Origin of the sequence: Pantoea sp. EKM103V (genome assembly GCF_011800365.1) — a bacterium.
Lineage (GTDB): Bacteria > Pseudomonadota > Gammaproteobacteria > Enterobacterales > Enterobacteriaceae > Pantoea > Pantoea anthophila.
In genome coordinates this window covers 197,923-224,769 of record NZ_JAALFQ010000004.1, presented here as the reverse complement: position 1 = coordinate 224,769, position 26,847 = coordinate 197,923, and the positions used below count along the sequence as shown (strand labels likewise).

The following is a 26,847-nucleotide window of genomic DNA, read 5'->3' as shown; positions in this document are numbered from 1 at the left end:
AGCGGGTAGAGTGGTTCCACTGCACATCAGCTTGAACAGGAGGAACCATGAATCAGCGCGAGTTTATTCGGAGTCTGCTGGACTGGATAGAGAACAACTTAGGACACGATCTGCATCTGGATGAGGTGGCGCGCCGCTCAGGCTATTCGCGCTGGCATCTTCAACGCCTGTTTCGCCAGCACACCGGCTTTTCCCTGGCAGAATATATCCGTCAGCGTCGCCTGACGGAGTCGGCGCTCACGCTGCTGAGCAGCAACGAAGCGATTCTGCAGGTGGCGATGAACTACGGCTTTGATACCCAGCAGGCCTACACCCGGACCTTCAAAAATTATTTTATGGTGACGCCGGGCCAGTTGCGCCGCCAGCGTCGCGTCGAGCCGGATCGACTGCTGTTCCCGCTGGCGATGGCCAGCTGATGCCTGACAAGGCCTTTCCGTCACGGCAGGCAGACGGAAAGGTCACTCCGCGCATTACCCTCGCTTCGCCTGCTATCGCCCTGTTTTTTTTGCCTCTTCGCCACAGTCCCCCCGCCTGAACGTGCTAGTTTGTTGCCTGCATCCCCTTACTGTCGGAGTCGGGAAACATGGAAAATGGCGCGAATTTAACCGCCATGCTGGTATTCGCACGGGTGGTGGAGTTACAGAGTTTCAGCGAGGCCGCCCGCGCACTGGGCTGGTCCAAGTCGCATGTCAGCCGGGAGATCGCCCGGCTGGAACTCAGGCTCGGTATCCGGCTGCTGCAGCGCACCACCCGGCGGCTGGCGCTGACCGAGCTGGGGCTGGCGTACTACCCCTATTGTGTCCGGATGCTGGCGGAAGCACAGCGCGCCGAGGCGTTCGTTCAGCAGCTGCATCAACAGGCCGCCGGTCATGTCAGGCTGCAGGCGCCCGTCACGTTCGGCTGTCAGTGCGTAGTGCCTGTCGTTAATCGCTTTCTGCGCCGCCATCTGCATATCAACGTCGATCTCGATCTCACCGATCGCAGCCAGGATCGGCTGGACGATCAGGATGATCTGGCGATTGTGATCCGATCCCGGGCACCGCGTCAGGGCAACTTCCGGCTGCTGAGTGATATCGACTGGGGACTCTATGCCGCGCCTGCTTATCTGGCACAGCGACCGGCCATCACTCACCCCGGAATGCTGCCGCGTCACGACCTTCTGCTGTTTCATGGCCCGGCCCACACCGCTGCGCTGCCGTTTCGCCGCGATAAGCAGCGGCTGGCGCTGGATGTACGCAGTCGCTTTCGCGCCAATAACAGCATGGCGTTGCTGAATGCGGCCCTGGCCGGCAGCGGTATCGCCTATCTGCCCGCCTACATGGCGCAGGAGGCGGTCGGGCGGGGTGATATTCAGCAACTGTTGCCGGAGTGGCAGATGGATCGTCTGCAAAGCTATCTGCTGCTGCACGACACCCCGGAAACGGCGTCGCCCGTCACGCTGCTGAGCGATGCGCTGGTTGCGGCGCTGAGCACGGGCTGATTGTTGCCTGCTGACAACAATCATCGCCACAGAGTAACTATCGCGGCGTCACTGTTGTTAATCCGTCGCCCTGGTTAGCCTGTATCCCTGATCACTCAAGGGATATGGCTATGCAACACTCACCCGAAACGGCAGCGTTTCACCACTGGAAACGTAATTTAGCGGTCTGCGTCGTCGGATCTTTTACCACTATCGTGGCGATGACGCTGCTGCTGCCTTTTCTGCCGCTCTATGTTCAGCAGCTTGGCGTTGAGCAGCCCGCCGCCATTGCGCGCTGGTCCGGCCTGGCCTATGGGGCGACCTTTTTCAGTGCCGCGCTGACGGCACCGCTGTGGGGCCGGCTGGCTGATCGTTACGGTCGCAAGCTGATGCTGATTCGGGCCAGCCTCGGCATGGCGATTGCGATGTCGCTGATTGGTATGGCGACGGCACCGTGGCAGCTGGTGGCGCTGCGTCTGCTGGCGGGGCTGCTGGGCGGCTACGCGTCGGGGTCGACCATTCTGGTGGCGGCGCAGACGCCCAAAGCGCAGACAGGCTGGGCGCTGGGCGTCCTCTCCTCCGGCATTATGGCCGGCAACGTGGTCGGGCCGCTGCTGGGTGGCCTGCTGCCGCCGCTGATTGGCATCCGGCAGACCTTCTGGCTGACCGGCGCGGTGATTTTTCTCGCCTTCCTTGCCACCACCTTTTTACTCAGAGAGCAGCCGCGTGCCAGCGTCACCGCCAGCGATCGTCCTTCACCGATGCCGGCAGAGCCGCTGGTCAATCACCGCCTGGTGCGGCTGATGTGGCTTTCCGGCATGTTGCTGATTTTTGCCAGCATGTCGATTGAACCGATTATTACGCTCTACATCGGCGAGTTTGTTCAGGGTGAACATCAGATCACCCTGATGGCCGGAATCGTGATGTCCGCCGCCGCGCTGGGCACGGTGCTGGCGGCACCGCGGCTCGGTCGCCTGGCCGATCGCGTCGGACACTGGCGGGTTCTGACGGGGGGATTACTGCTGAGCGGCGTGCTGCTGATCCCACAAGCGTTTATCACGGCGGCCTGGCAGCTGGTGCTGCTGCGCTTTCTGATGGGGATGGCGCTGGGCGGCCTGATGCCATGCATCACGGCGATTATCCGTCATAACGTACCGGGCTCGCAGGTCGGACGGATGCTCGGTTATTCCACTTCGGCACAATATGTGGGTCAGGTCAGCGGTCCGCTGTTCGGTGGAGTGGTCGGCGGGACGTTCGGGATGCGGCCGGTATTTCTGGCGACCTGCGCGGTGATGCTCTTCTGCGCATGGCTCAACTGGCGCGAAATGAAAAAGTAACGCGATCAAAAAAGGCGGACCGGAGTCCGCCTTTTGTTACTGACTGAAGCAGGAATTACTTCTGGTCTGGCAGCGCGTAGGCAATCACATAGTCGCCCAGCTTGGTACCAAACGAACCGTGACCGCCTGCTGCGATGACAACGTACTGCTTGCCATTCACTTCATAGGTCATCGGGGTCGCCTGGCCGCCTGCTGGCAGACGTGCCTGCCACAGCAGTTCGCCGGTGTCGGTGCTGAAAGCGCGCAGGTAGTTATCGGCGGTCGCACCAATGAAGAATACCTTACCTGCGGTGGTGATTGGACCACCCAGCATCGGCATACCCATTTTGAACGGCAGCGGAACCGGTGAGCTGTCACGAACGGTACCGATACGCTGTTTCCACACGACGTCGTTGGTCTTCAGATCCACCGCGGAGATGTAACCCCAGGCTGGCTGTTTGCATGGCAGACCAAACGGAGAGAGGAACGGATTCAGTTCGACGCCAAACGGCACGCCATACTGCGGCTGAATACCGGTTTCAGTCCCTGAACCACCCTCTGCGCCTTTCGGCGGCTCAATCGGGTTACCCGGACCGCGCGGAACCAGTTTCGAGACAAACGGCAGCGCCATCGGGTTAGCAATCGCAATCTGACGATGTGGATCGACCGCGATACCGCCCCATTCGAACATACCCAGGTTGCCCGGGAACACCAGCGTACCCTGCTCAGATGGCGGCGTGAACGGACCTTCATAGCGCAGACGCTTGAAGATAACGCGGCACACCAGCTGGTCAAACATCGTCGCGCCCCACATATCCTTGTCCGTGAGGTTCTGTTTCGGACGGAAGGTCAGCTCAGAGTAGGGCTGCGTAGCGGCAACGTGGTCGCCTTTCGCAGCACCCTGTGGCACTGGCGTTTCTGGCGCCGGAACCACTGGCTTGCCGGTACGGCGATCCAGGACGAAGATATTACCGGTTTTAGCCGGCGCGTAGATCACCGGGACGGTATTGCCATCTTTATCGGTGATGTCAGCCAGGGTCGGCTGCGACGGCAGATCCATATCCCACAGGTCGTGATGCACCGTCTGATAAGACCAGACCAGCTTACCGGTGGTGGCGTTCAGCGCCAGCACGCTGCTCGCGTAACGCTCCTGCTCTGGTGTGCGGTTACCGCCCCAGATGTCCGGTGTGCTCACGCCCATTGGCAGATAAACGGTATCCAGTTTCGGATCGTAAACCGCCGGTGCCCATGAGTTCGGTGAATTCAGGGTAAAGGTGTGTTCATCAGCCGGGATGGCATTCGGATCTTTTGCACCCGGATCAAAGACCCACAGCAGTTTACCGGTATTCACATCAAAGCCACGAATCACGCCGGAAGGCTCGCGGGTTGAGTAGTTATCGGTGACTGCACCCGCCATGATGATGGTGGTGTTGGTAATGATCGGCGGTGAGGTCGGCTCATACTGACCCGGCGTGGTGACGGGCTGCTTGTGCTGCAGATCCAGCTCGCCGTTAACGCCAAATGTCGGGCAGCGTTCGCCGGTTTCGGCGTCCAGTGCAAACAGACGACCATCGTTAACCGGTAAATAGATACGACGTGAGCAGAGCGCAGGCTGGCTGTTTGCTGCATCAGCGGCTGCCGGCACTTCGTGGTAGGAGACGCCGCGGCAGGTCACGTGCTGGAAGGTCGGATTCACCTTCATGGCCGGATCAAACTTCCACTTCTGTTTACCTGTAGCCGCATCCAGCGCAAACAGGATCTGGTGTGGCGAACAGAGGTAAAGGGTGTCGCGGATTTTAATCGGGGTCACTTCGTCGGTGATTTCGCCCGGATCGTTAGGGGTTTTCATGTCGCCGGTCTGGAACTGCCAGGCAACCTGCAACTCTTTCACGTTCTCGTGGTTAATCTGCTTCAGCGGCGAGAAACGGGTTCCCTGCTGATCGCGCGCATAAGCGGGCCAGTCAGCATCCGGGATGTTGCTCAGCGGTGCAGCCTGCTGTGCATTGTCAGCGGTTTCCGGCACAGAACCGTTAATGACCTGCGGATCGTTGAATACCGCGTAGGCCAGCACGGCCGCACTGGCAATCAGCGCCACAGCCATGGTACCCAGTGCTGCTTTGCTACCGGCGTTAACGCTGCGATAGACAAACGGCAGGATCAGCCAGACACCAAAAATCACCAGCACATCGGTGCGTGGCGCCAGCGCCCAGAAGTCCGTCCCGACTTCCCACACGCCCCAGATCAGGGTGCCGATCAGCAGCAGCGCATAGAGAACCAGCGCGGTGCTTTTACGGCGGGAAAGCAGATAAGCGGTGATGAGCATAACCACACCGCCGAAAACGTAATACCAGGAACCACCAATAGCGGCTAACCAGCCACCGCCAATCAGCATAAACGCGCCCGTCAGTACTGCGAACAGTATCGTCAGGAAACGAATTACGCTAAACGATGAGGAGTTTTTCCCCATGATATCGACCTCGTTTTGTTGCCATAAAACATACGAAAACAACCAGATAGGCTGTTTCCAGTTATCAAGTACAAATGATTAAGGGTGTTCTTGAGAATCTCTTCCGCTAAGACAGACGCTCCCTTTGTGTTAAATGTTATAGCAAAATTAGATCAAGGTTTGATTTTTTTAGCTCAAAGCGCTTAACAAATGAAGTAATGCGACATTTTATGGGGGATTAATGGACGTTAAGCGCACCGCCGTGTGCCCTTAACGCCGGAGGGCAGGATTTGTGGTTCAGCAGCTAATCAGGTCGCCGTCCGAGCGTTGCTGTTGCCAGCCACTAATATTTATCTCAGCAAACTGTTCAGCGCTTAAAGGCGGCGTATGACTTCGCACGATCACCTCGGCCCCTTTCTCACGGAATGTCGCCATGAAAAAAGGAAAGGTAAACTTTTCATAATTGTCATTAAAGAACGCTTCGGTTAAAACAATCCCGGAAAATGGAAAGGATTCCAGCAGTCGCCAGTCTGCACCGGGCGGAGCAAAATCATAAAGCCAGAAATCAAATTTCTCTGTTAATTCAAGCAGTGAGGCGTGGTGTGCGGCTAAACTGGTATAATTAATACCAATTCTGATTCGCCCATCCTGTAAATGAGAATAAGCATCCGGAACCGCAATCATTCCCTGCAGCCGAAAGTCTTCTACCGGGACAATCATTAATGCTGCTTCAGTAGCGATTTGATTGTGTAATGAAATAATGTTGTTTGTATTAAGTATATTGCGGCTGTCCTGATTTTGCTGAAGATATGGCACGCTATAGCAAATGCCCGTGACATTACGCGTAACGTGATGGATAGGTTCAGTAACATAAGGGTTATATAAACTGTTTTTCATTATCTCTTTGGCGTGCAATAAAAAAGGATTTATTGATAATCAATCATATAAACGGTCGCATTTTCCAAACGCGTGAATAAATATAGATCAACTGCTTAATCCAAATCATCCTTTTATTGTCGCGGAGCGTAAATAAACGCTTCGGCACAGAAGCAATAATTCCTTTGGCGTCTGATGATGACGTGGAATATATTCAATAGTCGGGACCAGTAGGCTGGTAATAATCAGGAGAGATTTTTCAGGCCCGGCATGGACAGGAAGGCGATTTATCGCCGGGAGCAGCAGAGGGAAAATCATCGCGATTATACTTCATCCGCTCTGTTATCTGACGTTCCTCATCGACCGCACAAATAACACCGCGCAACGACGCGGGACGGCTCATCAAATTTGGGATAAGACATGGGATTTATGGCATCGGCAGCGGAAGAGCCGCTGTGGCGACATCGGGCATTCGTCGCCTTCTGGCTGGCACGAACCTGTTCATCGTTTGGTTTTCAGATGTTTTCGGTGGCGATCAGCTGGCAGATCTATGCGCTGACCGACAGCGCGATGGCGTTAGGGATGATCGGCTTAATGCAGTTTCTGCCGTCGGTGTTGCTGGCGCTGCCTGCAGGGCATCTGGCGGATCAGTATGACCGGCGGCGTATCGTGCTGTTCGGTCAGCTGGTGGAATTTGCTGCGCTGCTGGCATTAGTGGTGCTTACCTTATTCTCTACCGCCGACCGGGTTACGCTCTGGGGTCTGGTATTTATGATTGCGGTGGCGAAAGCGCTGGAGTGGCCTTCGATGTCCTCAATGCTGCCGTCGCTGGTGCCGCCCGCGATTCTGGCGCGGGCGATGGCGATGAACTCGGTGGGCGGCGAGGCGGCGGTTATCGTCGGACCGACGCTGGGCGGGCTGCTTTATGTCGCGGGACCGCATGTGGTGTATGGCGTGTCTGCGCTGTTTTATCTGATTTCGCTGACGCTGGTGAGTCTGCTGCGCTATGAGCGCCCGTTGCAGCCGCGCCTGCCGATGAACATGAAGAATCTGTTTGCCGGGATTCACTTTATCCGCGAACGCAAAGATGTGCTGGGCGTGATTTCGCTCGATCTCTTTGCCGTCCTGCTGGGTGGCGCGACCGCGCTGCTGCCCATTTTTGCCAAAGATATTCTGCATACCGGGCCGTGGGGATTGGGGATGCTGCGGGGCGCGCCCTCTGTGGGGGCGCTGCTGGTCGGCATCTGGCTGAGCCGGCATAAGCTGGATAAGCATGTCGGGATGATTATGTTTGGTTCGGTGGCGGGCTTTGGTGTTGCCACGCTGGTGTTCGCGCTCTCGACGCAGCTGTGGCTGTCGCTGCTCGCGCTGTGTGCGCTGGGCGGTTTCGATATGGTCAGTATGGTGATTCGCGGTGCGCTGGTGCAGCTGGATACGCCGGATGCGATGCGCGGGCGGGTGAATGCAGTGAACGCCATTTTCATCAATACGTCGAATCAGCTGGGTGAGTTTGAGTCGGGGATGCTGGCAGCATGGATGGGCGCAGCCCCGGCGGCGGCGATTGGCGGGATCGGTACGCTGGTGGTGGTGGCCCTGTGGATGAAGTTGTTTCCGCATCTGCGGCGGCGGCAGAAGCTGGAGAATGAGGGGGATGCGGTCTGACCCAGGGCAGCTGTATGCGCTTGTGATGCCCGGATCAGGCTCAGGAAGGTTATCGCGGGTAACCTGAGCGCAGACTTCAGGGAGCATATGTCCTTCGCAAAGACGCAAAAACGCCCTCCCTGGCAGGCTCAGCGCGGGCCATCCGTGGCCCGCTATGCTTTGCTACAGACATATGCTCCCTTCGCTTCACATCCGGCAGCCGCTTCCCGTTTCAGGAAGGCCGCTACAGGCACATCCCGCGCAGGCTTCAGGGAGCCTGCGTCTTCCGCAAAGTCGCCCGCCATATCGGTTGCTGAGGGTAGTTAATCTTTTTACGCTTGATAAAAACCCTCTGAAAAAGGAGCAATTTCTGAGTGCAATCGAGAATCTTAAGAGTCATCAGAAAAGTCATTTCTGAGTTATCAGGGACGGTTGTGATCAGCGCCGTAGTGCCGGGCATGTTCATTGCCATTTTTGCGAATGAAGGGATTATGCGCGTACTCGCCCCCTTGCTCGTTTTTCTCGCTGGACTGGTTCTTTACGGATTAGCCTGGATGATTTCATCTAAAGAAGATCGGAAATAGGCCACGCAAAACGCCTGACCAGCAGGCAGCAGCGACTACCGCGCGTCAACATGGGTTCAATCGTTGCTCTGCAGCCTGCGTGAGCAACACCCTGTCGATTATTCTCATACCGGAAGAGGTCGTTTAAAGGCGTTTTCGTGCGTCTGTTGCTGACATAAGGCGGCAGGCCTGAAGGTGACTACTGCCTGTCACCTGAGAAGTAACTGGCCCGAAGGCCAGTTCAGCAGAGTACCAGTCAGAGTGCCAGTAACAAGCCGGGGACGGCGGGGGAGGCCGCCCCTGAGGCTGGGGCCGTCAGGCCCCGGATTTTCCCAGGTTGGCGTCAAATGTCAGCCAGCTTTCACGCATGTCCACTACGCTGCGGGTTTTGCGTGCCTCATCGATTTTGATGGCGGTAAGGCCCGCTTCCAGCGCGTCCACCACTGAGACTTTCAGCGGTGTTCCCTGTTTAATATGTTTGACGATCTCTTCAGCCATCAGCGCATCCGCGCCGTAATGGCCATCATAAGCGTTGCCGCTGTAGGCGGTATCGACCTCTTTCTCACCGCTGCGGGCGTTGTGCACCCGGAAGTAGTTACGCACAAAGTCGCCTTCCGCCATGCCGTCAGTGCCCATGACGCAGAAACGGCGGAACTCATCCGGCACGTTCAGGTTGGCGTGGAAGGCGAGGGTGGCTCCCCCCTCATACTCAATCAGCGCGGTCTGGTAGTCGACAATGTCAGCATCGCTGTCGAAGACCGCATCTGTGCTGGACCAGCCGCTGGGTTTGACGTGATAGAGCTCCGACTCAGGGGTGATCGCCCCCTGCGGGGCATGAGCCGGGGTAAAGGATTTCCGGCCACCAAAGCTGGCGACATGAGTCGGACGCCGCTGCAGCAGGCCCTGATAGAGATCGATGTCGTGGCAGCACTTCTCCAGAATATAGGGACCGGCATACTTCTCCAGCCGTCGCCAGTCGCGCTGGAAGAAAGCACCGTGATAAGGCTTGATGTGTTCGGTTGCCTCAATCGAGGTGATTTCGCCCAGCTGGCCCGCATCGCGCGCAGCCAGCAGATCGTGATAAAGCGGTGAATAGCGCAGCACCAGCCCGACCAGAATGCGCGCCTCGCCATACTGACGCACCAGCTTTGCCATCGCCATAGTCTGCTCTTCATTAATTACCACCGGCTTTTCGGTAAAGACGGTATAGCCTGCCGCCAGCGCCTGACCCACATGCTCCAGATGCAGAAAGTTGGGTGAACCCACCAGCACCACATCCATTCCGCCGTGAGCCAGCAGGGCGTCCACAGACGCAAAAGCCTGGCCGGGCGCAATACCAAAGCTGTGCAGATTCGGCAATCCGGCGGGGGCCGGATCGTAATAGCCCACGACGGAAAAGCTGTCGTCAGCCTTGTTGAACTCTTTCATGACGTGGGACAGACGAAAGCCGAGACCGATAATGCCTACTTTCATGGTAAACCCCTGCTCCTGAGATCGGATGATGCAAAGCCCGCCAGCGGTCGGGCGCGGCTGCTGATAATCTGACCATCAACTTATTACGGCAGAAAAAGTAATGTCAACATCGCACTGCACGTTTTGCGGGGTGGGTTTTTGTTATATTTATGTAAATTAAGGAAAAATAGTCAGGATGTTTTTACCATATTTATTTGTTATTGCGATTTAAGTTTTTTTATCCTATCGTTCGCTCATTATGGCTATAACCCTTAATCAGGGAAGGAAGCGCGTGCAACCACACTATCTTCTTGGCATCGATGGCGGCGGAACGCAGTGTCGCGCGCGCTTAACCGATCGGCAGGGCCGCCTGCTGGCAGAAAGCACCGGGGGACCCGCCAACGTCTGGTCAGATTATGATGCGGCCCTGACCTGCGTCGGGCAGCTGACTGAACAGGTATTTATCCAGGCGGGACTCACCGCAGAGGCGCTGGCACAGACCGCGCTGGTGGCGGGGCTGGCGGGCGCTAACGTCGCCTCAGTGCAGGCGCGCCTCGCCAGCTGGCAGCCCGCCTGCGCGGCGTTGCAGGTGGTCAGCGATGTGGAGATCGCCTGCGCGGGCGCGCACGGTGGCGAGCCTGGGGCGGTCTTTATCATCGGCACCGGCAGTCAGGGCGCCGCCTGGGATGGCGAACGCTTTACGCTGCTTGGCGGCTGGGGCTTTGCCCTCTCCGATCAGGGATCGGGGGCGGAGCTGGGCCGTCGCGCGCTGCGTCTGGCGCTGCTGGCGCATGAGTCGATCATTCCGCACGGCTCCCTGACCCGCCAGCTGATGGCGCAGTTCGGCGACAGCCCGGAAACCATGCTGCTCTGGACGCGCACGGCGGTGCCTGCTGACTGGGCCCGCGTGGTGCCACAGATTTTTGCAGCCGCCAACGCGGGTGACAGCCACGCTCGGGAGTTGCTGCAACAGACCGCCGCCGATATCGGCCTGATGGTGCGACGCCTGATCGCCCTGAGCAGCGGGCCGGTGGCGCTGATGGGCGGCATGGCCGCACCGATTCAGCGCTGGCTGGATGAAGATATTCAGGCCCGGCTGGTGGTGCCGCAGGGCGATGCCCTGAGCGGGGCGCTGACCCTGGCGCAGCAGCTGACGCCTGCCGATTACCGATCTCAAGCGGGCTGAGCTGCCTCAGCCCGATAACCCGAGGAATCTATGACCGCTCCCAACGTAACCGCGCGCATTCTGCGGTTGATTGTCGAAAATGCGCCAATCAGCCAGTCAGATCTGAAAGTTCGCAGCGGACTGAGCATGTCGACCGTCTCACAGGCAACTAACCGCCTGCTGACACAGGAGATTGTGCAGGAGCTGGGGCTGCGTCGCGTGTCGATGGGGCGGCCAAAAACCCTGCTGGGGCTCAACCCCGACCGCGCCAGCGTGATTGGGATTCAGCTCAATGCGGAACGCAACCTGATCGTCATGACCGATCTCAGCGGCAACCTGCTGGGCGAGCAGCAGATGCCGAAAGGCACGCTGACGCCGCGCCAGCTTGGCGATGCGCTGGCGAAGTTTCTGCGCGGCGTGGAGGAGAAGCGGGTGGGGGCCATTGGCCTGGCGCTGTCGGGGCTGGTCGATGCTGAAAACGGCTACTGCATCCGCTCCAAGGTGCTGGGCTGGGATAACGTTCCGATTGCGCGCCTGCTTGAAGAGCGCTTCTCGCTGCCGGTCTTTATCGAAAACGACGCCAACGCCATGGCCATGGCCGCGCTGGTGTTTGGTCAGCTCGGCAATGCGCAGTCGGCGGTGATCGCCACCTACGGCAAAGGGATCGGCGCGGGGATCATCCTTAATCGTCAGCTCTATCGCGGTCGTCACGGCAAGGCGGGCGAGATTGGTAACGGGCTGGTGGGTGACGGTTCGCTGCGCCTGCTGGAAGATGTCGCCTCCTCGCGCGCCATTCTGCAGCGGGTGGCGGAGCAGGATGCGGAGGGCGTGACGCTGCAGGCGCTGGATCAGCGGCCCACGCCAGAGGTGCTGGCGGCGCTGGAAGAGGCGGGACGTGAACTGGGCATTTCGCTGGCAAACCTGTCGGTGGCCTACGATCCGGATGTGGTCTATCTGGCGATGGAGCCGCACATGGCGTCACGCATTCTGCTCGATCACATCACCCAGAGTTTCCAGGCCTACCGGCTGAAACTGACGCCACAGATGACGCCGCTGCAGTTTCTGACGGAATCGAACCGGATGTGGGCGCTGGGCGCGGCGGGATTTGCCGTTAACCGCTTGCTCGATCTGCTGGCAGCCCAGGCTGACGAAGAGCCGGTCACCTGAGTTAACACTCGAATAAAAGCGGGCGCTAAGCGCCCGTTTTTGTTTCCGCGCTTCTCCTAACGCAGGCGCAGACCCTGCTCATCAAACAGCAGGCAGTGCGCGGCAGAGATGCCCAGTTCCACCTGCGCACCGAGATCGCGCGGGGTGGCCTCACGCTCTTCCACCACCAGCATCTGTTCACGTCCGATATCCAGGTAGAGATAGTTGGTGTGACCCAGCATCTCGCCATAGGCCAGCTCGCCGTGAAAACGCAGGGCGTCCGGCGTCTGCGCGGCAGGCTGGAAATGCTCGGGACGAATGCCCAGCGTGACGGTCTGGCCCTCGCGGCAGGCAGCCGCAAGGGGCATGACCAGCCCCTCAATCTTCAGCTCCGGCACCCGCAGCTGCACTTCACCTTCGCCCGTCGCGCTGATTTCGGCGCGCAGAAAGTTCATCTTCGGCGATCCGATAAACCCGGCGACAAACAGATTATCCGGGTCGTGATAGAGCGTCAGCGGCGCGCCGACCTGCTCAATCCGGCCCTGACGCAGCACCACGATGCGGTCAGCCAGGGTCATCGCCTCCAGCTGATCGTGGGTGACATAAATCATGGTGTTACCGAGTGAGGCGTGCAGGCGGGCGATCTCGATCCGCATCTGCAGACGCAGTTCGGCATCCAGGTTGGAGAGCGGTTCATCGAACAGGAAAATACGCGGATGGCGAATGATGGCGCGGCCAATCGCCACGCGCTGCCGCTGTCCGCCAGAAAGCGCACGCGGCAGGCGGTCGAGCAGTTCCGTCAGGTGCAGCCGTGCTGCCGTCTGCGCAATAGCCTGGTTGATCTCCGCTTTCGACTTTTTCATGACCTCCAGCGGATAGGCCAGATTGCCGCGCACCGTCATGTTGGGGTAGAGCGCATAGGACTGAAATACCATCGCGATGCCGCGCTCGGTGGCGGGCTGCTGCGTCATATCCTGCCCCTCAATCAGCAGCTGACCGCTGCTGATCTCCTCCAGCCCTGCGATCATCCGTAACAGCGTCGATTTGCCGCAGCCGGAAGGGCCGACAAACACCACAAATTCGCCGCTGTTGATCGTCAGATCGATGCCATGAATGACATTGACGTGCTCATACGACTTCTTCACATTCTGCAAGCGCAGGCTGGTCATCGGCTACCTCACTCAGAGTAACTGGCCCATGTAGATGGCATTACTGCGCAGGATAGGGGTGAACCCTATACGCGTATAGAAGGCGCACACCTGCTCGTTCTGCAGGCTGACGCCAAGATGGACACCGCTGACCCCGGCGGCCCGCAGCGCCGCCAGCTCATGCTCAATCATCCGGCGACCCCAGCCCCCTTTCTGGGCGGCAGGCAGCAGGTTGATATGCAGATGCGCGGGCCAGCGGGTCACCAGCGTTTCCGCGGCCTGGTCGGGCTGGCGGATGGCGTCGAGCACTTTACTGTCGAGCGGGGCGCTGGCGCTGCGGTCGCGATATTTCTCCTGCAGCTGCGGCCACCATTCGGCGTCGAGCTGGGCCTCAAACGCGCGGGTGTCAGGCACGGCCACAACGTAACCCTGCACCTCACCGTCACGCTCCAGCACAAAGGCGAAGTCAGGCGCAAACCGCGCGTAGGGCACGGCAAAGCGCTGGCCGGGATAGTCGGGATCGGAGTAGAGCGCGCGGGCATCGCCACCGGCATCCGCTGTTTCCAGGCAGATACGGTAGAGCGCCGGGAAGTCCGCCGGCGTGGCCGGACGAATGACACCTTGATTCGCCATGGTGAATTCTCATGAGTGAGTGAAACGGTCAGGGAGTAAACAGATCCACAGGATAAAGTTACGTTAATGAATGTGGACTTAGTTTTCAAGATAGAATAATTCCCTTATCGCACTAACGCTGACGGTTAATCAATCTTTCATGGCGTCATGATGCACAACTGTGATCGTCAGCACGCCCGCAGGGCGGCGGCTGGCGGCAGATGCAGCGCCGGTAAAAAGAGAAAAGTGTGAGCGTGATAGGATTTTCGTATGGTTTATCAGGGTGTTATTTTGTCATTATAGCCTGGCGATCTCCTGCTGTGAAAAGCGCGCGGGGCACGCTGCCGCCGCGGTTAACAGGCGTCAGACCAGCGTGATGTGCTGATATTCACGCCGGATTGCTGTTTATTTGCGCGCGCTCACAGCGTTGCAATTCCCGCGGCAGGTTGTTTGACTTTATTTTTTTATTAAAGTAAGTATGAATCAGTGTGTTTGTGTGCGGCTTCAGCCTGCAGGATGTCAGGCGGTGAGATGCAGGGATGCCGATTCTGGTCTGAAGAAGGTGAGCATAATGTCTGTTTCCTCCGTTCGTTCGTTCCGAATTCGCAATGTGGGTCGGCTGCTGGCAGCGGGCCTGCTGGCAGGCAGCGTCTCGCAGGCCGCCCACGCCGCCGTGACCCTCAATGAGTGGGATATCTACAACTATCCGCAGCAGACCGCCGCGGTGGATGAAGGGATCAAAGAGTTCTCTCAGCAGAATCCCGGTATTGTTATCAACCGCTCGGTGCACTCCTTTGAAGATACCCGCATCCCGCTTAAGCTGGCGCTGACCGCCGGTGACGGCCCGCAGATTGCGCAGGTCAACCAGGGCGGCGGGGATATGGGCTCGCTGGTTAAAGATAAGCTGCTGCTGCCGCTCGACAGCTACGCAGCCAGCTATGGCTGGACGACCCGTTTTCCGGACTCGATTCTGAAACGTAACCGCTGGTCGGACAGCGGTGAATTTGGCAGCGGCAAACTCTACGGCACCGCCAGCCTGGGGGAGATGGTCGGGCTCTATTGCAACAAAGCGCTGCTGGATAAAGCGGGCATTCCGGTGCCGAAAACGCTGGCAGAGCTGGAAAGCGCCATGGCGAAGCTCAAAGCGCAGGGCACCGCGCCGATGATGCTGGGGCTGCTGGATGGCAACATGGGCCAGCAGCTGCTCAGCACCCTGTGGCAGGCCCAGATCGAGAGCCGTGACCGCAAGACGCTGGATAACCTGATTTACGATGTGGGCGGCACCTTCAGGGACAGCAAGCTGGTCAACGCCGCCACCATGATGAAGAGCTGGACCGACAAAGGCTACTTCTTCCCCGGCTTCCAGGGCATTGGCCATGACGATGCCGCCACCCTGTTCCAGAACGGCCAGGCGGCGTTTCTGGTCAGTGGCACCTGGTACCTCGGCCAGTTCAAAGACAATAAAGATATTCACTTCGCGGCGATGCCTGCCGGTGAAGGTGTGAAGCAGCCGCTGATGGTGGGGGGCACCGATCTGGCGTTCTCCATCACCAGCACCGCCAAAGGCAAAGATCAGCAGGAGGGGGCGGCGAAGTTCATCAACTATATGGTCTCTGATGCCATGGCGAACCGCTGGCTGAAGGTCGGTTTCCTGCCCGCCAGTACTAACAAAGCGGCCACCATGCCGGCGGACAATCCGCTGCTGGCCGAGGCGTATCAGGTCTGGCTGACGCTCAATGAGTATGACGGTTTAGGTCATTACGTGGACTGGGCGACCCCGACCATGAATGCCGAGCTGAATCAGAATGTCCAGCTGCTGCTGGCGGGCCGTCAGACTGCCGATCAGATGGTGGTCAACTTTGATAACAACTATCAGCGTTACCTGAAAACCCTGAAACACTAAGCCGGAGGCCCGGCGAAGCGCCGGGCCTGAGCACTGTTCTGAGTCACGAGTAGGGTTATGTTGAATTTAAGCGGCTGGCGTAATTTTCTCTATGTGCTGCCTGCGGTGCTGGTCTATGCGGTATTTCTGCTCTTTCCGCTGCTGGCCTCGCTGGGCATCAGTTTTACCGAATGGGACGGCACCTCACTGCCGGTGTTCAGCGGCATCAGTAACTATATGCGGATGTTCAGCGATCCGGTGTTCTGGATTGCGCTGGGCAATAACGCCATCCTGATGCTGTTCTATACCCTGTTGCCTATCGGCGTTGGCCTGCTGCTGTGCAGTTTTCTCTATGAGACGCGCAACAACAAGGAACGCAGCGTCTTGCGCATTCTCTTTTTCCTGCCCTACATCATGCCGATGGCCGTGCTGGGGGTCGTGTGGCGCTGGCTCTATAACCCGGCGTTTGGCCCGATCGATCAGATACTGCGCGCCGTCGGCCTGCCGCAGCTGGCCCTGTCGTGGCTGGGCGATTTTACCTGGGCGCTGCCCGCGGTCGGTCTGGTCGCCACCTGGTACTTCTTCGGCTTCTGTCTGGTGCTGTTTATGGCGGGCCTGCAGCGTATGGACCCCTCCCTGCTGGAGGCGGCCGACCTGGATGGGTCGTCGCGCCGTCAGAAGTTTATGCGCATCACGCTGCCGGGTCTGCGACCCGAGCTGCGGATTGCCCTGCTGCTGACGGTGATCGCCAGCCTCAAAGCCTTCGATCTGGTCTATGTCATGACCCAGGGCGGGCCGGGCACCTCCACCATGGTCACCAACATCTTTATGTATAAGCAGGGCTTTGATCTGCACTACTTTGGCTATGCCTCGTCAGTGGCGGTGTTCAGTATGATCATTGTTCTGGGGATTAACTACCTGATCCATCTGGCCTTAAGGGAGCGTTACTGATGCGAAGCACGCCGGTCATTTCACGCGCGCTGATCTGGATCGTGGCGCTGATGACGATTCTGCCGTTTCTGATGGCGCTGATGACCTCATTCAAAACCCAGATGGAGCTGTTTCAGGGCGTCTTTACGCTGCCAGCCTCGCTTAATTTTAAAAATTACCTGACCGCGTGGCAGCAGGGACACTTCAACGTCTACTTCCTAAACTCTGTGCTGGTGGTGATCCCGGTGGTGCTGTTCAGCGTGCTGCTGGGTATTCTGGCCGGATTTGGCTTTGCCTGGCTGAAGATCCCCGGCAAAAAGGTGATAGCCGCGATGCTGGCGCTGGGGATGGTGCTGCCGAGTGAGGCCTTTATTATTCCGCTCTATCACGAGCTGCGCTGGATGGGGCTGACCAACACCTATCTGGCGCTGATCCTGCCGCAGATTGCCCTGTCGCTGCCCTTTACCACGCTGATGATCGCCAGTGCGTTTCAGCAGGTGCCGAAAGAGCTGGTGGAGGCAGCGGTGATGGACGGCGCGTCGCGGGTGAAAATCCTGTGGGGCATTCTGGTACCCGCTATCTGGCCAACCCTCTCCACGCTGGGGCTGCTGCTGTTTATCTGGACCTGGAATGAGTTCCTGATCCCGCTGATTCTGGTGAACAAAGATGAGCTGCGGACGCTGCCGATTGGCATGATGTTTTTCCAGAATAAAAATACCATCGACATTCCGGTGCTGATGGCGGGGGCGATGATTGTGATCATGCCGCTGATCCTGGTGTTCCTGATTTTCCAGCGCAAATTTATCAGCGGCGTGACGGAAGGGGCCGTGAAGTAATCTGTGACAGCCCGCACGAAACGGCGAACTGGCGGCCAGACAAAGGTTTGCTGCGCCGTTTCGTGCTGCAATTTTTCCTCCTCAAACCTGCGGGAGACGCACCATGCACCTTTCCCTTGCTGATTTTCATCCTGCCGCCGACGGCGAAACCCCGGACACCGCCGTGCTGCAGCGCGCCCTTGACCAGATTGCGGCGGCGGGCGGCGGCCGTCTGACACTGCCTGCCGGACGTTATCGCAGCGGCTGCCTGAATCTGCCCTCAGACATTGAGCTGCATCTCGACGCGGGTGCGGTGCTGATCGCCAGCCAGCAGCTGGCTGACTATCAGGCGGTGCAGTCGCTGAGCTGCGCGGAGAAATCCCACAACGTGCTGCTCTACGCGCTGGGCCAGCGCAATATCACCCTCAGCGGCACCGGCCGCATTGATGGTGAGGGTGACGCCTGGTTTGCCGCTGAGCGGGATGCACAGGGCTATCGCCTGCCGCACGCTGACCGGCCACGCCTGATTGTGTTTGAAGATTGTGAGCAGGTAACGCTGACCGGCTTTACGCTGGTGCAGGCACCGATGTGGACGGTCCATCTGGTGAGCTGCCGCCATGTGCATATCGATCACCTCACCATCGACAACGCCATGACGATGCCCAACACCGATGCGCTGGATATCGACAGCTGCGAAGCGGTGTTTGTCAGCAACAGCTATTTCAGCGCCGCCGACGATGCCATCTGTATCAAAACCACCCATAAACCCGCCGCACTGCGGCGGCCGGCGCGGCAGATTATGATCACCAACTGCCTGCTGCGCAGCTACAGCTGCGCCCTGAAGATTGGCACCGAAACCTGGGACGATGTGGAAGATGTCACGGTAACCGGCTGCACCATTTTTGATTCGAACCGGGGGATTGGCATTCTGTCGCGCGACGGCGGTGCCATGCGGCGTCTGCTGTTCAGCAATCTGACGTTTGCCTGTCACCACGCGCCGCCCTGTCACTGGGGCAAAGCCGATCCGCTGCATATTTCGGTACGCCGCCGCGATCCCGCCATCACACCCGGCGTCGTGGAGCAGGTGCAGTTCAGTACCATAACCGGCGTGGCCGAGGGGGCGATTAACCTGCATGCGGCAGAACCGGGCTGGATACGCGATGTGGTTATCAGCCAGCTTCAGATGCAGCAGGCGGTGGCGTCATTGCCCCAGGGTCACTACGACATACGGCCGCCCTGCAACCCGGACGCCCCGACCGGCATGGGCCTGGATAATGCCTACCGGGTTGACCCGGCATCCGGAGAAGCATTTGGGGTTGAGCCCTATCCCGGCGGGCTGCCAGGGCTGTTTGCGCGCGGCGTAGAGAACCTGCACCTGCATAACCTGAACATCGTGCGGCCGGATCCCTTACCCGCAGGGTGGCATCCGGCGATGGTCGTCCGGTTACCGGAATAAGTGGCGCGGTGGTGAGAGGGCTGCCGCCGGGGGCGGGCGGCAGCGTGATTCACTTACAGTGCGGCGGCGATGGCCGCCCCCAGCTCTTCTGTACTGGCGCAGCCACCGAGGTCACGCGTCAGGTGCTCACCCGCCGCCAGCGTGCGTTCAATGGCGTCCAGAACCGCTTCGCCTGCCGCCTTGTAGCCGAGATGCTCCAGCATCATCGCACCGCACCAGATCTGGCCGATGGGATTGGCAATGCCTTTACCGGCGATGTCGGGCGCGGAGCCGTGAACCGGCTCAAACAGGCTGGGAAAGAGACCCTCCGGGTTGATGTTGGCGGAGGGGGCAATGCCGATGGTACCGGTACAGGCCGGGCCAAGGTCAGAGAGGATATCGCCAAACAGGTTGCTGGCGACGACCACATCGAACCAGTCCGGGTGCAGCACGAAGTTGGCGGTGAGAATATCAATGTGATACTTATCGACGCGAACCTCCGGAAACTGGCCGGACATCGCGTCGACACGGCTGTCCCAGTAAGGCATGGTGATGGCGATGCCGTTGGATTTGGTGGCCGAGGTCAGATGTTTCTTCGGCCGGCTCTGCGCCAGCTGATAGGCAAACTTCAGAATGCGATCGACGCCGGTGCGCGTCATCACCGTCTCCTGAATCACCACTTCCCGATCGGTGCCGGGGAACATGGTGCCCCCCACGCTGGAGTACTCGCCCTCGGTGTTTTCACGCACCACATAGAAGTCGATATCGCCCGGCTGGCGATTGGCCAGCGGCGCTTTGACGCCGGGCATCAGGCGCACCGGACGCAGGTTGACGTACTGGTCGAACTCGCGGCGGAACTGTAACAGCGACCCCCACAGGGAGACGTGGTCAGGCACCACCTCCGGCCAGCCTACGGCGCCAAAGTAGATGGCATCGAAGGTTTTCAGCTGCGGGAACCAGTCGTCAGGCAGCATTTTGCCGTGCTGCTGCCAGTACTCAGCGCTGGCGTAATCAAACCACTCCCAGCGCAGCGGAATGTTAAATTTTTCGGCGGCGGCATTCATCACGCGGACGCCTTCCGGCATCACTTCTTTACCGATACCGTCGCCGGGGATCACGGCAATACGATGGATTTTCTCAGTCACAGGGCACCTTTCCGGTTGATGTTCGAATTGTGACCGCAGTATAACTGTCGCTTCCGGGGAAATAATGAGTCTGAAACGCAAACCAGTGTTGAATAAAAGTAGAGAATCCCGCACCTCCACCGATGACCTGGCCTTCTTTGTTCGCCTGGCCGGGCTGGAGAGCCTGACCGCAGCGGCACGTGAGCTGGGTCTGTCGCTGGCGGCCGTCAGCAAACGTCTGAGCCAGCTGGAGCAGCGTCTGGGCGTGCAGCTGCTGCGCCGCACCACGCGACGGCTGGAGCTGACGCCGGAAGGCCACCGTTATCTGGCAGGTGCCCGCCCGCTGCTCGATCAGCTGGTGGCGCTGGAAGAAGCGGTCAGCGGTGAAACCGCTCAGCTGCGCGGCTCGCTGAATATCAACGCTTCATTCGGGTTTGGCCGTCGCCATATCGCGCCGTGCGTCTCCGCCTTTGCCGCGCTGCATCCGCAGCTTGCGCTGTCTCTGCACCTCAGCAGCCAGCCGCTGAATTTTCTCGATGCGCACATCGATATCGATATTCGCGTCGGTGAGCCGCCTGACTCGCGGCTGGTGGCGCGTAAGCTGCGAACCAATCCGCGTATTCTCTGCTGTTCGCCCGCTTATGCTGCCCGGCACGGCCTGCCTGCGACGGTCAGCGAGCTGGCGGAACACAACTGCATTTTACTGCGTCAGCACGACAGCGATTTTACCCTGTGGCGACTGACCCGCGGTGAGCAGAGCATCAGCCAGAAGGTGCGCGGCAGCCTGATGACCAACGATGGCGAAGTGGCGATGCGGCTGGCGATGGATGGGCATGGCATTCTGCTGCGTTCCTGGTGGGATGCGCAGCACAGCCTCGCGGCGGGGGATCTGCTGCCGGTGTTGCCTGAATGGCAGGCACCCGATGGCGACATTTTTGCGGTCTGGCAGGCGCAGCGTCAGCTTCCGGCACGCGTGACGGCGTTCGTGGCGTTTCTGCAGCAGACGCTGCAGAAGGTGGAGGCGTAAAAAAGGCGGCATCGCTGCCGCCCTGCGTGTTATTTGTCGATGCCCTGCACCAGCACCACGCGATAGTTCGCCCCTTTCAGACGGTGCGCTTTGGCAGCCTGATATTCCGGGCTGTCATACCAGGCGTGCGCCGCTTCGCGGGTCGGGAATTCCAGAATCACCACGCCTTCCGCTTCCGGACCTTCCAGCGTTTCCAGCGCGCCATAAAAGGCGAGCGGATTGATCGGATGATCGCCGCGTGCCTGGCCCGCTTTCTCAGAATAGGTGTTCATTTCGTCCTGGTTCAGGGTGTTATCACGAATAAATACGACGTATGCACTCACAGGTTAGCTCCTTACGCTTTTTTATCCTGGGTCTGGGTATCGAAGTCAGCGGCATCATGACGCTCATGCAGCTGATCGGCCGGGTCGCCCATGACACGATTGACCTTGCGGCCACGAATAACGGCGGGACGCTGCGCGATCTCTTTCGCCCAGCGCACCACATTTTTATAGGACTGCACATCCAGGAATTCCGCCGCGCCATACTGATCATTCAGCACCATGTTGCCGTACCACGGCCAGGTGGCGATGTCAGCGATGGTGTAATCCTCACCGGCCAGATAGCGATGATCTGCCAGCTGGCGGTCCAGCACGTCGAGCTGACGCTTCGCTTCCAGCGTGAAGCGGTTGATGGCGTACTCAATTTTTTCCGGCGCATAGTGATAGAAATGACCAAAACCGCCACCGAGGTAAGGCGCAGAGCCCTGCAGCCAGAAGAGCCAGTTCAGGGTTTCAGTGCGGCCGGCGATATCTTTTGGCAGGAAGTAGCCATACTTTTCCGCCAGATAGAGCAGGATATTGCCCGACTCGAACACCCGCAGCGGCGGGGTGACGGAGTGATCGCTCAGCGCCGGGATTTTTGAGTTAGGATTCACGTCCACAAACCCGCTGGAGAACTGATCCCCCTCGCCAATACGGATCAGCCAGGCATCATATTCTGCGTCGTTAACGTTCAGCGCCAGCAGCTCTTCCAGCAGGATCGTCACTTTCTGACCGTTCGGCGTGCCGAGTGAGTAGAGCTGTAAAGGGTGTTTACCGACCGGCAGCGCTTTTTCATGGGTAGGACCCGCGAACGGACGATTGGTTTTCGCGCCGTTGCCTTTGGCTTCAGGATCCCAGTTCCAGACTGTTGCAGGCTGATATGCATTTTCCGACATAATAAACGTTCGCCTCGTGGTGTGATGTTTGTCTGGAGTGTAGCAGGTGCTGATAAGGCGGTTTAACTCTGCTGGCTGCGTGAGGACGCGCGGCAACCCGCTGATGTCTGGGCGATCGGAAAGATGAAAAAAGGAAAAGCGGGGCGGTTATCGCCCCGGAGGATCACTGCCGGGCTGCATGGCTGCGGGGATCAGAGCAGTTCGCGCTCAATCCGTTCGCGGGTTTCAATGGCCTGAACTGACATCTTTTCCGGGTAGCCAAACAGCGAGGCCGCGACTATCGGCTCTCCGCCAACTTTGTAACGGCGTGTGGCAAAGCCGGTGTCTCGCAGGGTCTGGAAGAGGGTGTCGAAATCGACCTCACCTTCACCAACGCCGACGTGCTGATGAATAGTGGCGTCGACGCCTGGCGGATTGACGATGTAGCGGCAGTGGCGGGTGTGGTTCATGGTGTCGGCAATCAGCATATGGGAGAGATCGTCTCCGGCGTACTCCAGCATCGGTTTCACATCGCCTTTGCCTTTGTCATAGAAGAAGGTGTGCGGCGCACTGTAGATATACTTCACGTTATCGCTGCGGAACGACTTTACGATATCCACGGTTTCGTTGTTCTCTTCGCAGAAATCCCACGGATGCGCCTGAATTTCGACGCGTATTCCTTCTCGTTCGAGAATCGGCAGCAGCTCCTCCATCGAGCGATAGAACATCTCTTCGCAGATTTCCGGCTCGTTTGGCGTGCCGGAGAGTTCGGTATTGATCACCGGTACTCCCATCTCAACCGCGATCTCAATCATCCGCTTCCAGTTCTTCACCGCCGCCTGACGACGCAGCTCATCCGGGCCGGACCAGCGATAGACGACGATAAACGAGGAGATCGCCAGGCCGGTCGCACGCAGCGCATTTTTATATTCGGTGATGATTTCACGGCTGGCTTTGGGATGTTTATAAAACGGGTTGATCTGCGGATGCGGCGACTGTTCGATATATTGATATCCCCAGTCGGCGACCTGATGAACCATACGGGTGATGCCCAGCTCTTTAATCACATCCACATCAAAAGCGATTTTCATCTCTCTGCTCCGGCAAGGTTGAAGGAACGGTTCCTGAGTGAAGAGGACGCCTGTATGCGCGCCGCTTTCGCACAAGCCTTTCCCCGGTTTTAGCAAATGACTGTTTTAAAGAGAACGCAGAAAGAAACGGATGTTTCATTTTTGCGAAAGCGATCAACTTTGAGTGAGGTTTTCTATCAAATAAATGAGAGAAAAAGGGCGTGCCGGGATAGAGTGTTACCGTCAATAACCACAACAGAGCGTGAAGAGGGAGAAACAGGATGCCAAAAGTGACGATGACGGCCGTTGCACAGGCGGCGGGCGTGGGGGTAGCCACGGTGGATCGGGTGCTGAACCGTCGCGCACCGGTGCGCAGCGCCACAGAGCAGAAGGTGATGGCGGCCGCCAGATCGCTGGGCTATCAGCTGACACAGGCCCACAGCCAGCATATCGCGTCGCCCGCCGCGCAGGTCTTACGCTTTGGCTTTATCCTGCTGCCCGCGCGCTATTCGCTCTATCAGCAGCTGGGCGAAGCGCTGAAACAGCAGGCGGAACAGCAGCAGCCTGCAGGCAGTGAACCGGTCTTCTGCTGGCATGATATTCATGACGTGGAGGCGGTTGCCCGTTCAGTGCGGCAGCTGGCGCAGTGCTGCGACGTGATCGCGCTGGTGGCGCTGGATCATCCGCTGATTCGTCACGCGATTCAGGATGTTTCGCGGCTCGGCGTGCGGGTTTACGCCCTGTTCTCCGACTTCTCCGCCTGCGAACATGCAGGCTTTATCGGCATCGACAGCCAGAAGGCGGGCCGCACTGCCGCCTGGATGGCCCGCCACCTGCTGCACCGGCCAGGGTGTGTCGGCGTGCTGATCGGCGACCATCGCTTTACCTGTCAGGAGAGCAGCGAAATCAGTTTTCGCTCCTCCCTGCGCGAGTCGGGCATCAGCCAGCGCGTGCTGGAGCCGCTGAAAACACACGAGACGGCAGAGGGGGGCTACCAGGCCACCCGGGCGCTGCTGGAGAGTCATGATGACCTGGTCATGATTTATGCTCCCTGCGGCGGCATTGAGGGCGTGGTGCAGGCGCTGCGGGAGAGCGGACGCACGCAGATTGACCTGGTGTGCCACGGCCCGCTGCCTGGCGACGAGCTGGCGCTGATTGACGGCACCATCACGCTGATGCTGCGCCATCGTATTGAGGCGATGGCCGAAGCGGTGGTCTCGGCCTGTCTGAACGGGCGGATGGAGCCGCGGGCTCATTTTGCGCAGATTACCGTGCCCTTTGAGATCGTGACGCGGGAAAACCTGTAGAAAGAAGGTGTTAGCTTTTTAATGATAGAAAACTATCATGAAATGCGATTTTTAAAAGCGATCTCTATCAAAAAATGAAACTTTCATCGTTGTCTGAGATGAAACGTTTGTTTGATACTGCCGGCAGTTCTTACTGCAGAGGCAGACACGATGACCTTTCACATTGCTAATGCGCCCTGTAGCTGGGGCGTGGACGATCCCGCCAATCCCTGGCTGCCACCCTGGCAGAAAGTCCTGACCGAGGCCGCGCAGGCGGGCTATCCGGCCATCGAACTGGGGCCGTGGGGCTACCTGCCCACCGATCCGGCTGAGCTGACCCGGCAGCTCGATGCGCATCAGCTTTCGCTGGTGGCGGGCACGATCTTTGACGATCTGGTCAGTGAGGCCCATTTTCCCACCCTGGTGACGCTGACCCACAACCTCTGCCGCACGCTCGCCCGTGTCCCGACAGCAGCGAAAACCCCGGGAGCCAGCGCGCCCTGGCTGGTGATTATCGACTTCGGCAATCCGGAACGGGCGAAATATGCCGGTCAGTCAGAGAAGGCCCCCCGGCTCTCCGCGGATGCATGGCAGCGCATGATGCAGCACATCACCATTCTGAGCGACATTGCCTGGCGGGAGTATGGCGTACGGCCGGTGATCCATCCGCACGCGGGTGGCTGCATCGAATTCGCCGATGAGCTGGCGCAGCTGGTCAGGGATATTCCGCATCAGGTCGCGGGGCTGTGCCTGGATACCGGCCACCTCTGTTACGCCGGGATGGACCCGGTGGCGGCGCTGAAAAAGTACTGGACGCGCATCGACTATCTCCATTTTAAAGATGTGAATCTGCGGGTCTGGCAGGACGCCATCACGCGCGGAGTCGACTTCTTCACCGCCTGCGCGGAGGGCGTCATGTGCCCGCTGGGTCAGGGCGCAATCGACTATCCGGCCGTGCATGCGCTGCTGACGGAACGCCATTACCGCGGCTGGATCACCATTGAACAGGAGCGTGACCCGCGCCATGCCGACACCAGCCTGCGCGATGTGAAAGCCAGCCTGGACTATCTCCGATCAACAGGATTCTGAGGGCAACAGCATGATTAACGGAAAAAAAGCGGCTAATCGCTCACTGCGCTGGGGGATGATCGGCGGCGGCGGCACCAGCCAGATCGGCTACATCCACCGTTCGGCGGCGCAGCGTGACGGTAACTTCACGCTGCTGGCGGGCGCCTTTGATATTGATGCCGGGCGCGGACGCGAGTTTGGTCAGGCGCTGGGCGTGGCGCCCGATCGCTGCTATCCCGATTACGCCAGCCTCTTCGCCGGCGAGGCTGCGCGGGAAGAGGGGATTGAAGCGGTGTCCATCGCCACGCCAAACAACACCCACTTTGCCATCTGTCGGGCAGCGCTGAATGCCGGACTGCATGTGGTGTGTGAGAAGCCGCTCTGTTTTACGGTCGATGAGGCCGATGAGCTGGAGCAGCTCAGCCGGGAGAAGCAGAAGATTATTGGCGTCACCTACGGCTACGCCGGACATCAGCTGATCCATCAGGCCAGAGAGATGATCGCGGCAGGGGCGCTGGGCGAGATTCGCATTGTGAACATGCAGTTTGCTCACGGTTTCCATAATGAGGCGGTGGAGCTGCAGAGTGAAAGTACCCGCTGGCGGGTAGACCCGCGTTTTGTCGGGCCGAGCTATGTATTAGGCGATCTGGCCACGCATCCGCTGTTTATCGCCGAAACCATGCTGCCGCAGCTGAAGATGACGCGGCTGCTCTGTGCGCGCCAGAGCTTTGTTGCCTCGCGCGCGCCGCTGGAGGATAACGCCTTTGTGATGATGGAGTATGACAACGGTGCGGTCGGCACGCTCTGGGCATCGGCGGTCAATGCCGGTTCTATGCACGGGCAGAAGATTCGCGTCGTTGGCGCGAAAGCCAGCCTGGAGTGGTGGGATGAGCAGCCCAACCAGCTGCGCTATGAAGTGCAGGGCGAGCCGGTGCGGATTCTGGAGCGTGGCATGGGCTATCTCACCCCGCGCGCGCTGGAAGAGGATCGCATCGGCGGCGGGCATCCGGAGGGGCTGTTTGAGGCCTGGTCAAATCTCTATCGCCGCTTCGCGCTGGCGATGGACGCCACCGATCGCCGCGACACCGCTTTCCTGCAGGATTTCTGGTATCCCGATGTGCATGCCGGGTTAACCGGCGTGCGCTGGGTCGCGCAGTGCGTGAAATCGGCAGAGGCGGGCGCGGTCTGGGTGCCGTGCGCGTGAGCGGC

Annotated in this window: 23 protein-coding genes; 14 read left to right on the top strand and 9 right to left on the bottom strand. The window is 59.1% G+C overall.

Translation table 11 applies throughout. From position 1 onward, the window contains the following. Positions 1-47: 47 nt before the first annotated feature. The 3 genes from HFD97_RS11875 (at position 48) to HFD97_RS11865 (ending at position 2,796) form a co-directional block, all read left to right on the top strand. Complete coding sequence (locus HFD97_RS11875) at positions 48-416, top strand: helix-turn-helix domain-containing protein (RefSeq protein WP_009092546.1); 369 nt, start codon at positions 48-50, stop codon at positions 414-416. Between the two features lie 167 nt (positions 417-583). Beyond that, entirely contained in the window at positions 584-1,480 is an 897-nt protein-coding gene (locus HFD97_RS11870) for a LysR family transcriptional regulator (RefSeq protein ID WP_167431914.1), read from the top strand. Positions 1,481-1,590: 110 nt separating this feature from the next. Further along, positions 1,591-2,796, top strand: a complete 1,206-nt coding sequence (locus HFD97_RS11865) for an MFS transporter (RefSeq protein ID WP_167431915.1) — start codon at positions 1,591-1,593, stop codon at positions 2,794-2,796. A 55-nt stretch (positions 2,797-2,851) separates the two neighbouring features. Here HFD97_RS11865 and HFD97_RS11860 read toward each other — a convergent pair whose 3' ends face one another. Further along, the gene (locus HFD97_RS11860; RefSeq protein WP_009092543.1) at positions 2,852-5,242 is read right to left on the bottom strand and encodes a glucose/quinate/shikimate family membrane-bound PQQ-dependent dehydrogenase; all 2,391 of its coding nucleotides are present in this window, start codon (positions 5,240-5,242) and stop codon (positions 2,852-2,854) included. Positions 5,243-5,518: 276 nt separating this feature from the next. Further along, positions 5,519-6,118 (bottom strand): hypothetical protein, encoded by a 600-nt coding sequence (locus HFD97_RS11855; RefSeq protein WP_033736438.1) that lies wholly within the window; start codon positions 6,116-6,118, stop codon positions 5,519-5,521. 399 nt (positions 6,119-6,517) lie between these two features. Here HFD97_RS11855 and HFD97_RS11850 point away from each other — a divergent pair, with 399 nt between their 5' ends. After that, positions 6,518-7,759 carry an MFS transporter gene (locus tag HFD97_RS11850; RefSeq protein WP_033736437.1) on the top strand — a complete coding sequence of 414 codons (1,242 nt, stop codon included), beginning with the start codon at positions 6,518-6,520 and terminating at the stop codon, positions 7,757-7,759. An 857-nt stretch (positions 7,760-8,616) separates the two neighbouring features. On the opposite strand, the gene HFD97_RS11845 is transcribed toward HFD97_RS11850, so the two are convergent. Further along, complete coding sequence (locus tag HFD97_RS11845; protein ID WP_167431916.1) at positions 8,617-9,774, bottom strand: Gfo/Idh/MocA family protein; 1,158 nt, start codon at positions 9,772-9,774, stop codon at positions 8,617-8,619. 271 nt (positions 9,775-10,045) lie between these two features. Here HFD97_RS11845 and HFD97_RS11840 point away from each other — a divergent pair, with 271 nt between their 5' ends. Then, positions 10,046-10,939, top strand: a complete 894-nt coding sequence (locus HFD97_RS11840) for a BadF/BadG/BcrA/BcrD ATPase family protein (protein ID WP_167431917.1) — start codon at positions 10,046-10,048, stop codon at positions 10,937-10,939. A gap of 30 nt (positions 10,940-10,969) precedes the next feature. Then, entirely contained in the window at positions 10,970-12,085 is a 1,116-nt protein-coding gene (locus tag HFD97_RS11835) for an ROK family transcriptional regulator (protein WP_009092538.1), read from the top strand. Positions 12,086-12,141: 56 nt separating this feature from the next. Here the strand turns inward: HFD97_RS11835 and HFD97_RS11830 are convergent, their stop codons facing one another. Next, positions 12,142-13,233, bottom strand: coding sequence for an ABC transporter ATP-binding protein (locus HFD97_RS11830; protein WP_046101047.1), 1,092 nt, complete (start codon positions 13,231-13,233; stop codon positions 12,142-12,144). A 12-nt stretch (positions 13,234-13,245) separates the two neighbouring features. Continuing rightward, the gene (locus HFD97_RS11825; RefSeq protein WP_167431918.1) at positions 13,246-13,845 is read right to left on the bottom strand and encodes a GNAT family N-acetyltransferase; all 600 of its coding nucleotides are present in this window, start codon (positions 13,843-13,845) and stop codon (positions 13,246-13,248) included. Between the two features lie 550 nt (positions 13,846-14,395). On the opposite strand from HFD97_RS11825, the gene HFD97_RS11820 reads away from it, so the two are divergent. From HFD97_RS11820 to HFD97_RS11805, 4 genes are all read left to right on the top strand, one after another. Further along, positions 14,396-15,727, top strand: a complete 1,332-nt coding sequence (locus tag HFD97_RS11820; RefSeq protein ID WP_167431919.1) for an extracellular solute-binding protein — start codon at positions 14,396-14,398, stop codon at positions 15,725-15,727. A gap of 57 nt (positions 15,728-15,784) precedes the next feature. Further along, positions 15,785-16,657, top strand: a complete 873-nt coding sequence (locus HFD97_RS11815) for a carbohydrate ABC transporter permease (protein WP_009092534.1) — start codon at positions 15,785-15,787, stop codon at positions 16,655-16,657. After that, a complete protein-coding gene (locus HFD97_RS11810; protein ID WP_058957022.1) occupies positions 16,657-17,472 on the top strand; it encodes a carbohydrate ABC transporter permease in 816 nt (271 codons plus the stop codon). The genes HFD97_RS11815 and HFD97_RS11810 overlap by 1 nt, the downstream gene beginning before the upstream one ends. Before the next feature lie 103 nt (positions 17,473-17,575). Then, positions 17,576-18,907: a glycoside hydrolase family 28 protein gene (locus HFD97_RS11805; RefSeq protein ID WP_167431920.1), complete on the top strand. Its 1,332-nt coding sequence runs from the start codon at positions 17,576-17,578 to the stop codon at positions 18,905-18,907. A 53-nt stretch (positions 18,908-18,960) separates the two neighbouring features. Here HFD97_RS11805 and HFD97_RS11800 read toward each other — a convergent pair whose 3' ends face one another. Next, a complete protein-coding gene (locus HFD97_RS11800; RefSeq protein ID WP_009092530.1) occupies positions 18,961-20,031 on the bottom strand; it encodes a tartrate dehydrogenase in 1,071 nt (356 codons plus the stop codon). Between the two features lie 64 nt (positions 20,032-20,095). Here HFD97_RS11800 and HFD97_RS11795 point away from each other — a divergent pair, with 64 nt between their 5' ends. Beyond that, on the top strand, positions 20,096-21,037 hold the full coding sequence (locus HFD97_RS11795; protein WP_009092528.1) for a LysR family transcriptional regulator: 942 nt from the start codon (positions 20,096-20,098) through the stop codon (positions 21,035-21,037). A 29-nt stretch (positions 21,038-21,066) separates the two neighbouring features. Here HFD97_RS11795 and HFD97_RS11790 read toward each other — a convergent pair whose 3' ends face one another. From HFD97_RS11790 to HFD97_RS11780, 3 genes are all read right to left on the bottom strand, one after another. Beyond that, positions 21,067-21,360 carry a DUF1330 domain-containing protein gene (locus HFD97_RS11790; protein ID WP_009092527.1) on the bottom strand — a complete coding sequence of 98 codons (294 nt, stop codon included), beginning with the start codon at positions 21,358-21,360 and terminating at the stop codon, positions 21,067-21,069. 11 nt (positions 21,361-21,371) lie between these two features. Beyond that, a complete protein-coding gene (gene yghU / locus HFD97_RS11785) occupies positions 21,372-22,235 on the bottom strand; it encodes a glutathione-dependent disulfide-bond oxidoreductase (protein WP_150028739.1) in 864 nt (287 codons plus the stop codon). A gap of 191 nt (positions 22,236-22,426) precedes the next feature. After that, positions 22,427-23,305, bottom strand: coding sequence for a sugar phosphate isomerase/epimerase family protein (locus tag HFD97_RS11780; RefSeq protein WP_167431921.1), 879 nt, complete (start codon positions 23,303-23,305; stop codon positions 22,427-22,429). A gap of 260 nt (positions 23,306-23,565) precedes the next feature. Between HFD97_RS11780 and HFD97_RS11775 the strand changes: the two genes are divergently transcribed. The 3 genes from HFD97_RS11775 to HFD97_RS11765 all read left to right on the top strand — a co-directional run bounded on the left by HFD97_RS11775 (position 23,566) and on the right by HFD97_RS11765 (position 26,842). Then, a complete protein-coding gene (locus tag HFD97_RS11775; protein WP_167431922.1) occupies positions 23,566-24,591 on the top strand; it encodes a LacI family DNA-binding transcriptional regulator in 1,026 nt (341 codons plus the stop codon). Positions 24,592-24,741: 150 nt separating this feature from the next. Continuing rightward, positions 24,742-25,659: a TIM barrel protein gene (locus HFD97_RS11770; protein WP_167431923.1), complete on the top strand. Its 918-nt coding sequence runs from the start codon at positions 24,742-24,744 to the stop codon at positions 25,657-25,659. Positions 25,660-25,669: 10 nt separating this feature from the next. After that, on the top strand, positions 25,670-26,842 hold the full coding sequence (locus tag HFD97_RS11765; protein ID WP_111208276.1) for a Gfo/Idh/MocA family protein: 1,173 nt from the start codon (positions 25,670-25,672) through the stop codon (positions 26,840-26,842). The last annotated feature ends 5 nt before the right edge of the window (positions 26,843-26,847 follow it).

Bases quoted from the DNA above. Each gene is read 5' to 3' on its own strand.
- HFD97_RS11805 (WP_167431920.1), top strand. From the start codon at position 17,576: ATGCACCTTTCCCTTGCTGATTTTCATCCTGCCGCCGACGGCGAAACC.
- HFD97_RS11815 (WP_009092534.1), top strand. From the start codon at position 15,785: ATGTTGAATTTAAGCGGCTGGCGTAATTTTCTCTATGTGCTGCCTGCG.
- HFD97_RS11870 (WP_167431914.1), top strand. From the start codon at position 584: ATGGAAAATGGCGCGAATTTAACCGCCATGCTGGTATTCGCACGGGTG.
- HFD97_RS11795 (WP_009092528.1), top strand. From the start codon at position 20,096: ATGAGTCTGAAACGCAAACCAGTGTTGAATAAAAGTAGAGAATCCCGC.
- HFD97_RS11830 (WP_046101047.1), bottom strand. From the start codon at position 13,233: ATGACCAGCCTGCGCTTGCAGAATGTGAAGAAGTCGTATGAGCACGTC.
- HFD97_RS11865 (WP_167431915.1), top strand. From the start codon at position 1,591: ATGCAACACTCACCCGAAACGGCAGCGTTTCACCACTGGAAACGTAAT.
- HFD97_RS11855 (WP_033736438.1), bottom strand. From the start codon at position 6,118: ATGAAAAACAGTTTATATAACCCTTATGTTACTGAACCTATCCATCAC.
- HFD97_RS11765 (WP_111208276.1), top strand. From the start codon at position 25,670: ATGATTAACGGAAAAAAAGCGGCTAATCGCTCACTGCGCTGGGGGATG.
- HFD97_RS11825 (WP_167431918.1), bottom strand. From the start codon at position 13,845: ATGGCGAATCAAGGTGTCATTCGTCCGGCCACGCCGGCGGACTTCCCG.
- HFD97_RS11835 (WP_009092538.1), top strand. From the start codon at position 10,970: ATGACCGCTCCCAACGTAACCGCGCGCATTCTGCGGTTGATTGTCGAA.
- HFD97_RS11775 (WP_167431922.1), top strand. From the start codon at position 23,566: ATGCCAAAAGTGACGATGACGGCCGTTGCACAGGCGGCGGGCGTGGGG.
- HFD97_RS11845 (WP_167431916.1), bottom strand. From the start codon at position 9,774: ATGAAAGTAGGCATTATCGGTCTCGGCTTTCGTCTGTCCCACGTCATG.
- HFD97_RS11780 (WP_167431921.1), bottom strand. From the start codon at position 23,305: ATGAAAATCGCTTTTGATGTGGATGTGATTAAAGAGCTGGGCATCACC.
- HFD97_RS11860 (WP_009092543.1), bottom strand. From the start codon at position 5,242: ATGGGGAAAAACTCCTCATCGTTTAGCGTAATTCGTTTCCTGACGATA.
- yghU (WP_150028739.1), bottom strand. From the start codon at position 22,235: ATGTCGGAAAATGCATATCAGCCTGCAACAGTCTGGAACTGGGATCCT.
- HFD97_RS11820 (WP_167431919.1), top strand. From the start codon at position 14,396: ATGTCTGTTTCCTCCGTTCGTTCGTTCCGAATTCGCAATGTGGGTCGG.
- HFD97_RS11810 (WP_058957022.1), top strand. From the start codon at position 16,657: ATGCGAAGCACGCCGGTCATTTCACGCGCGCTGATCTGGATCGTGGCG.
- HFD97_RS11770 (WP_167431923.1), top strand. From the start codon at position 24,742: ATGACCTTTCACATTGCTAATGCGCCCTGTAGCTGGGGCGTGGACGAT.
- HFD97_RS11875 (WP_009092546.1), top strand. From the start codon at position 48: ATGAATCAGCGCGAGTTTATTCGGAGTCTGCTGGACTGGATAGAGAAC.
- HFD97_RS11850 (WP_033736437.1), top strand. From the start codon at position 6,518: ATGGGATTTATGGCATCGGCAGCGGAAGAGCCGCTGTGGCGACATCGG.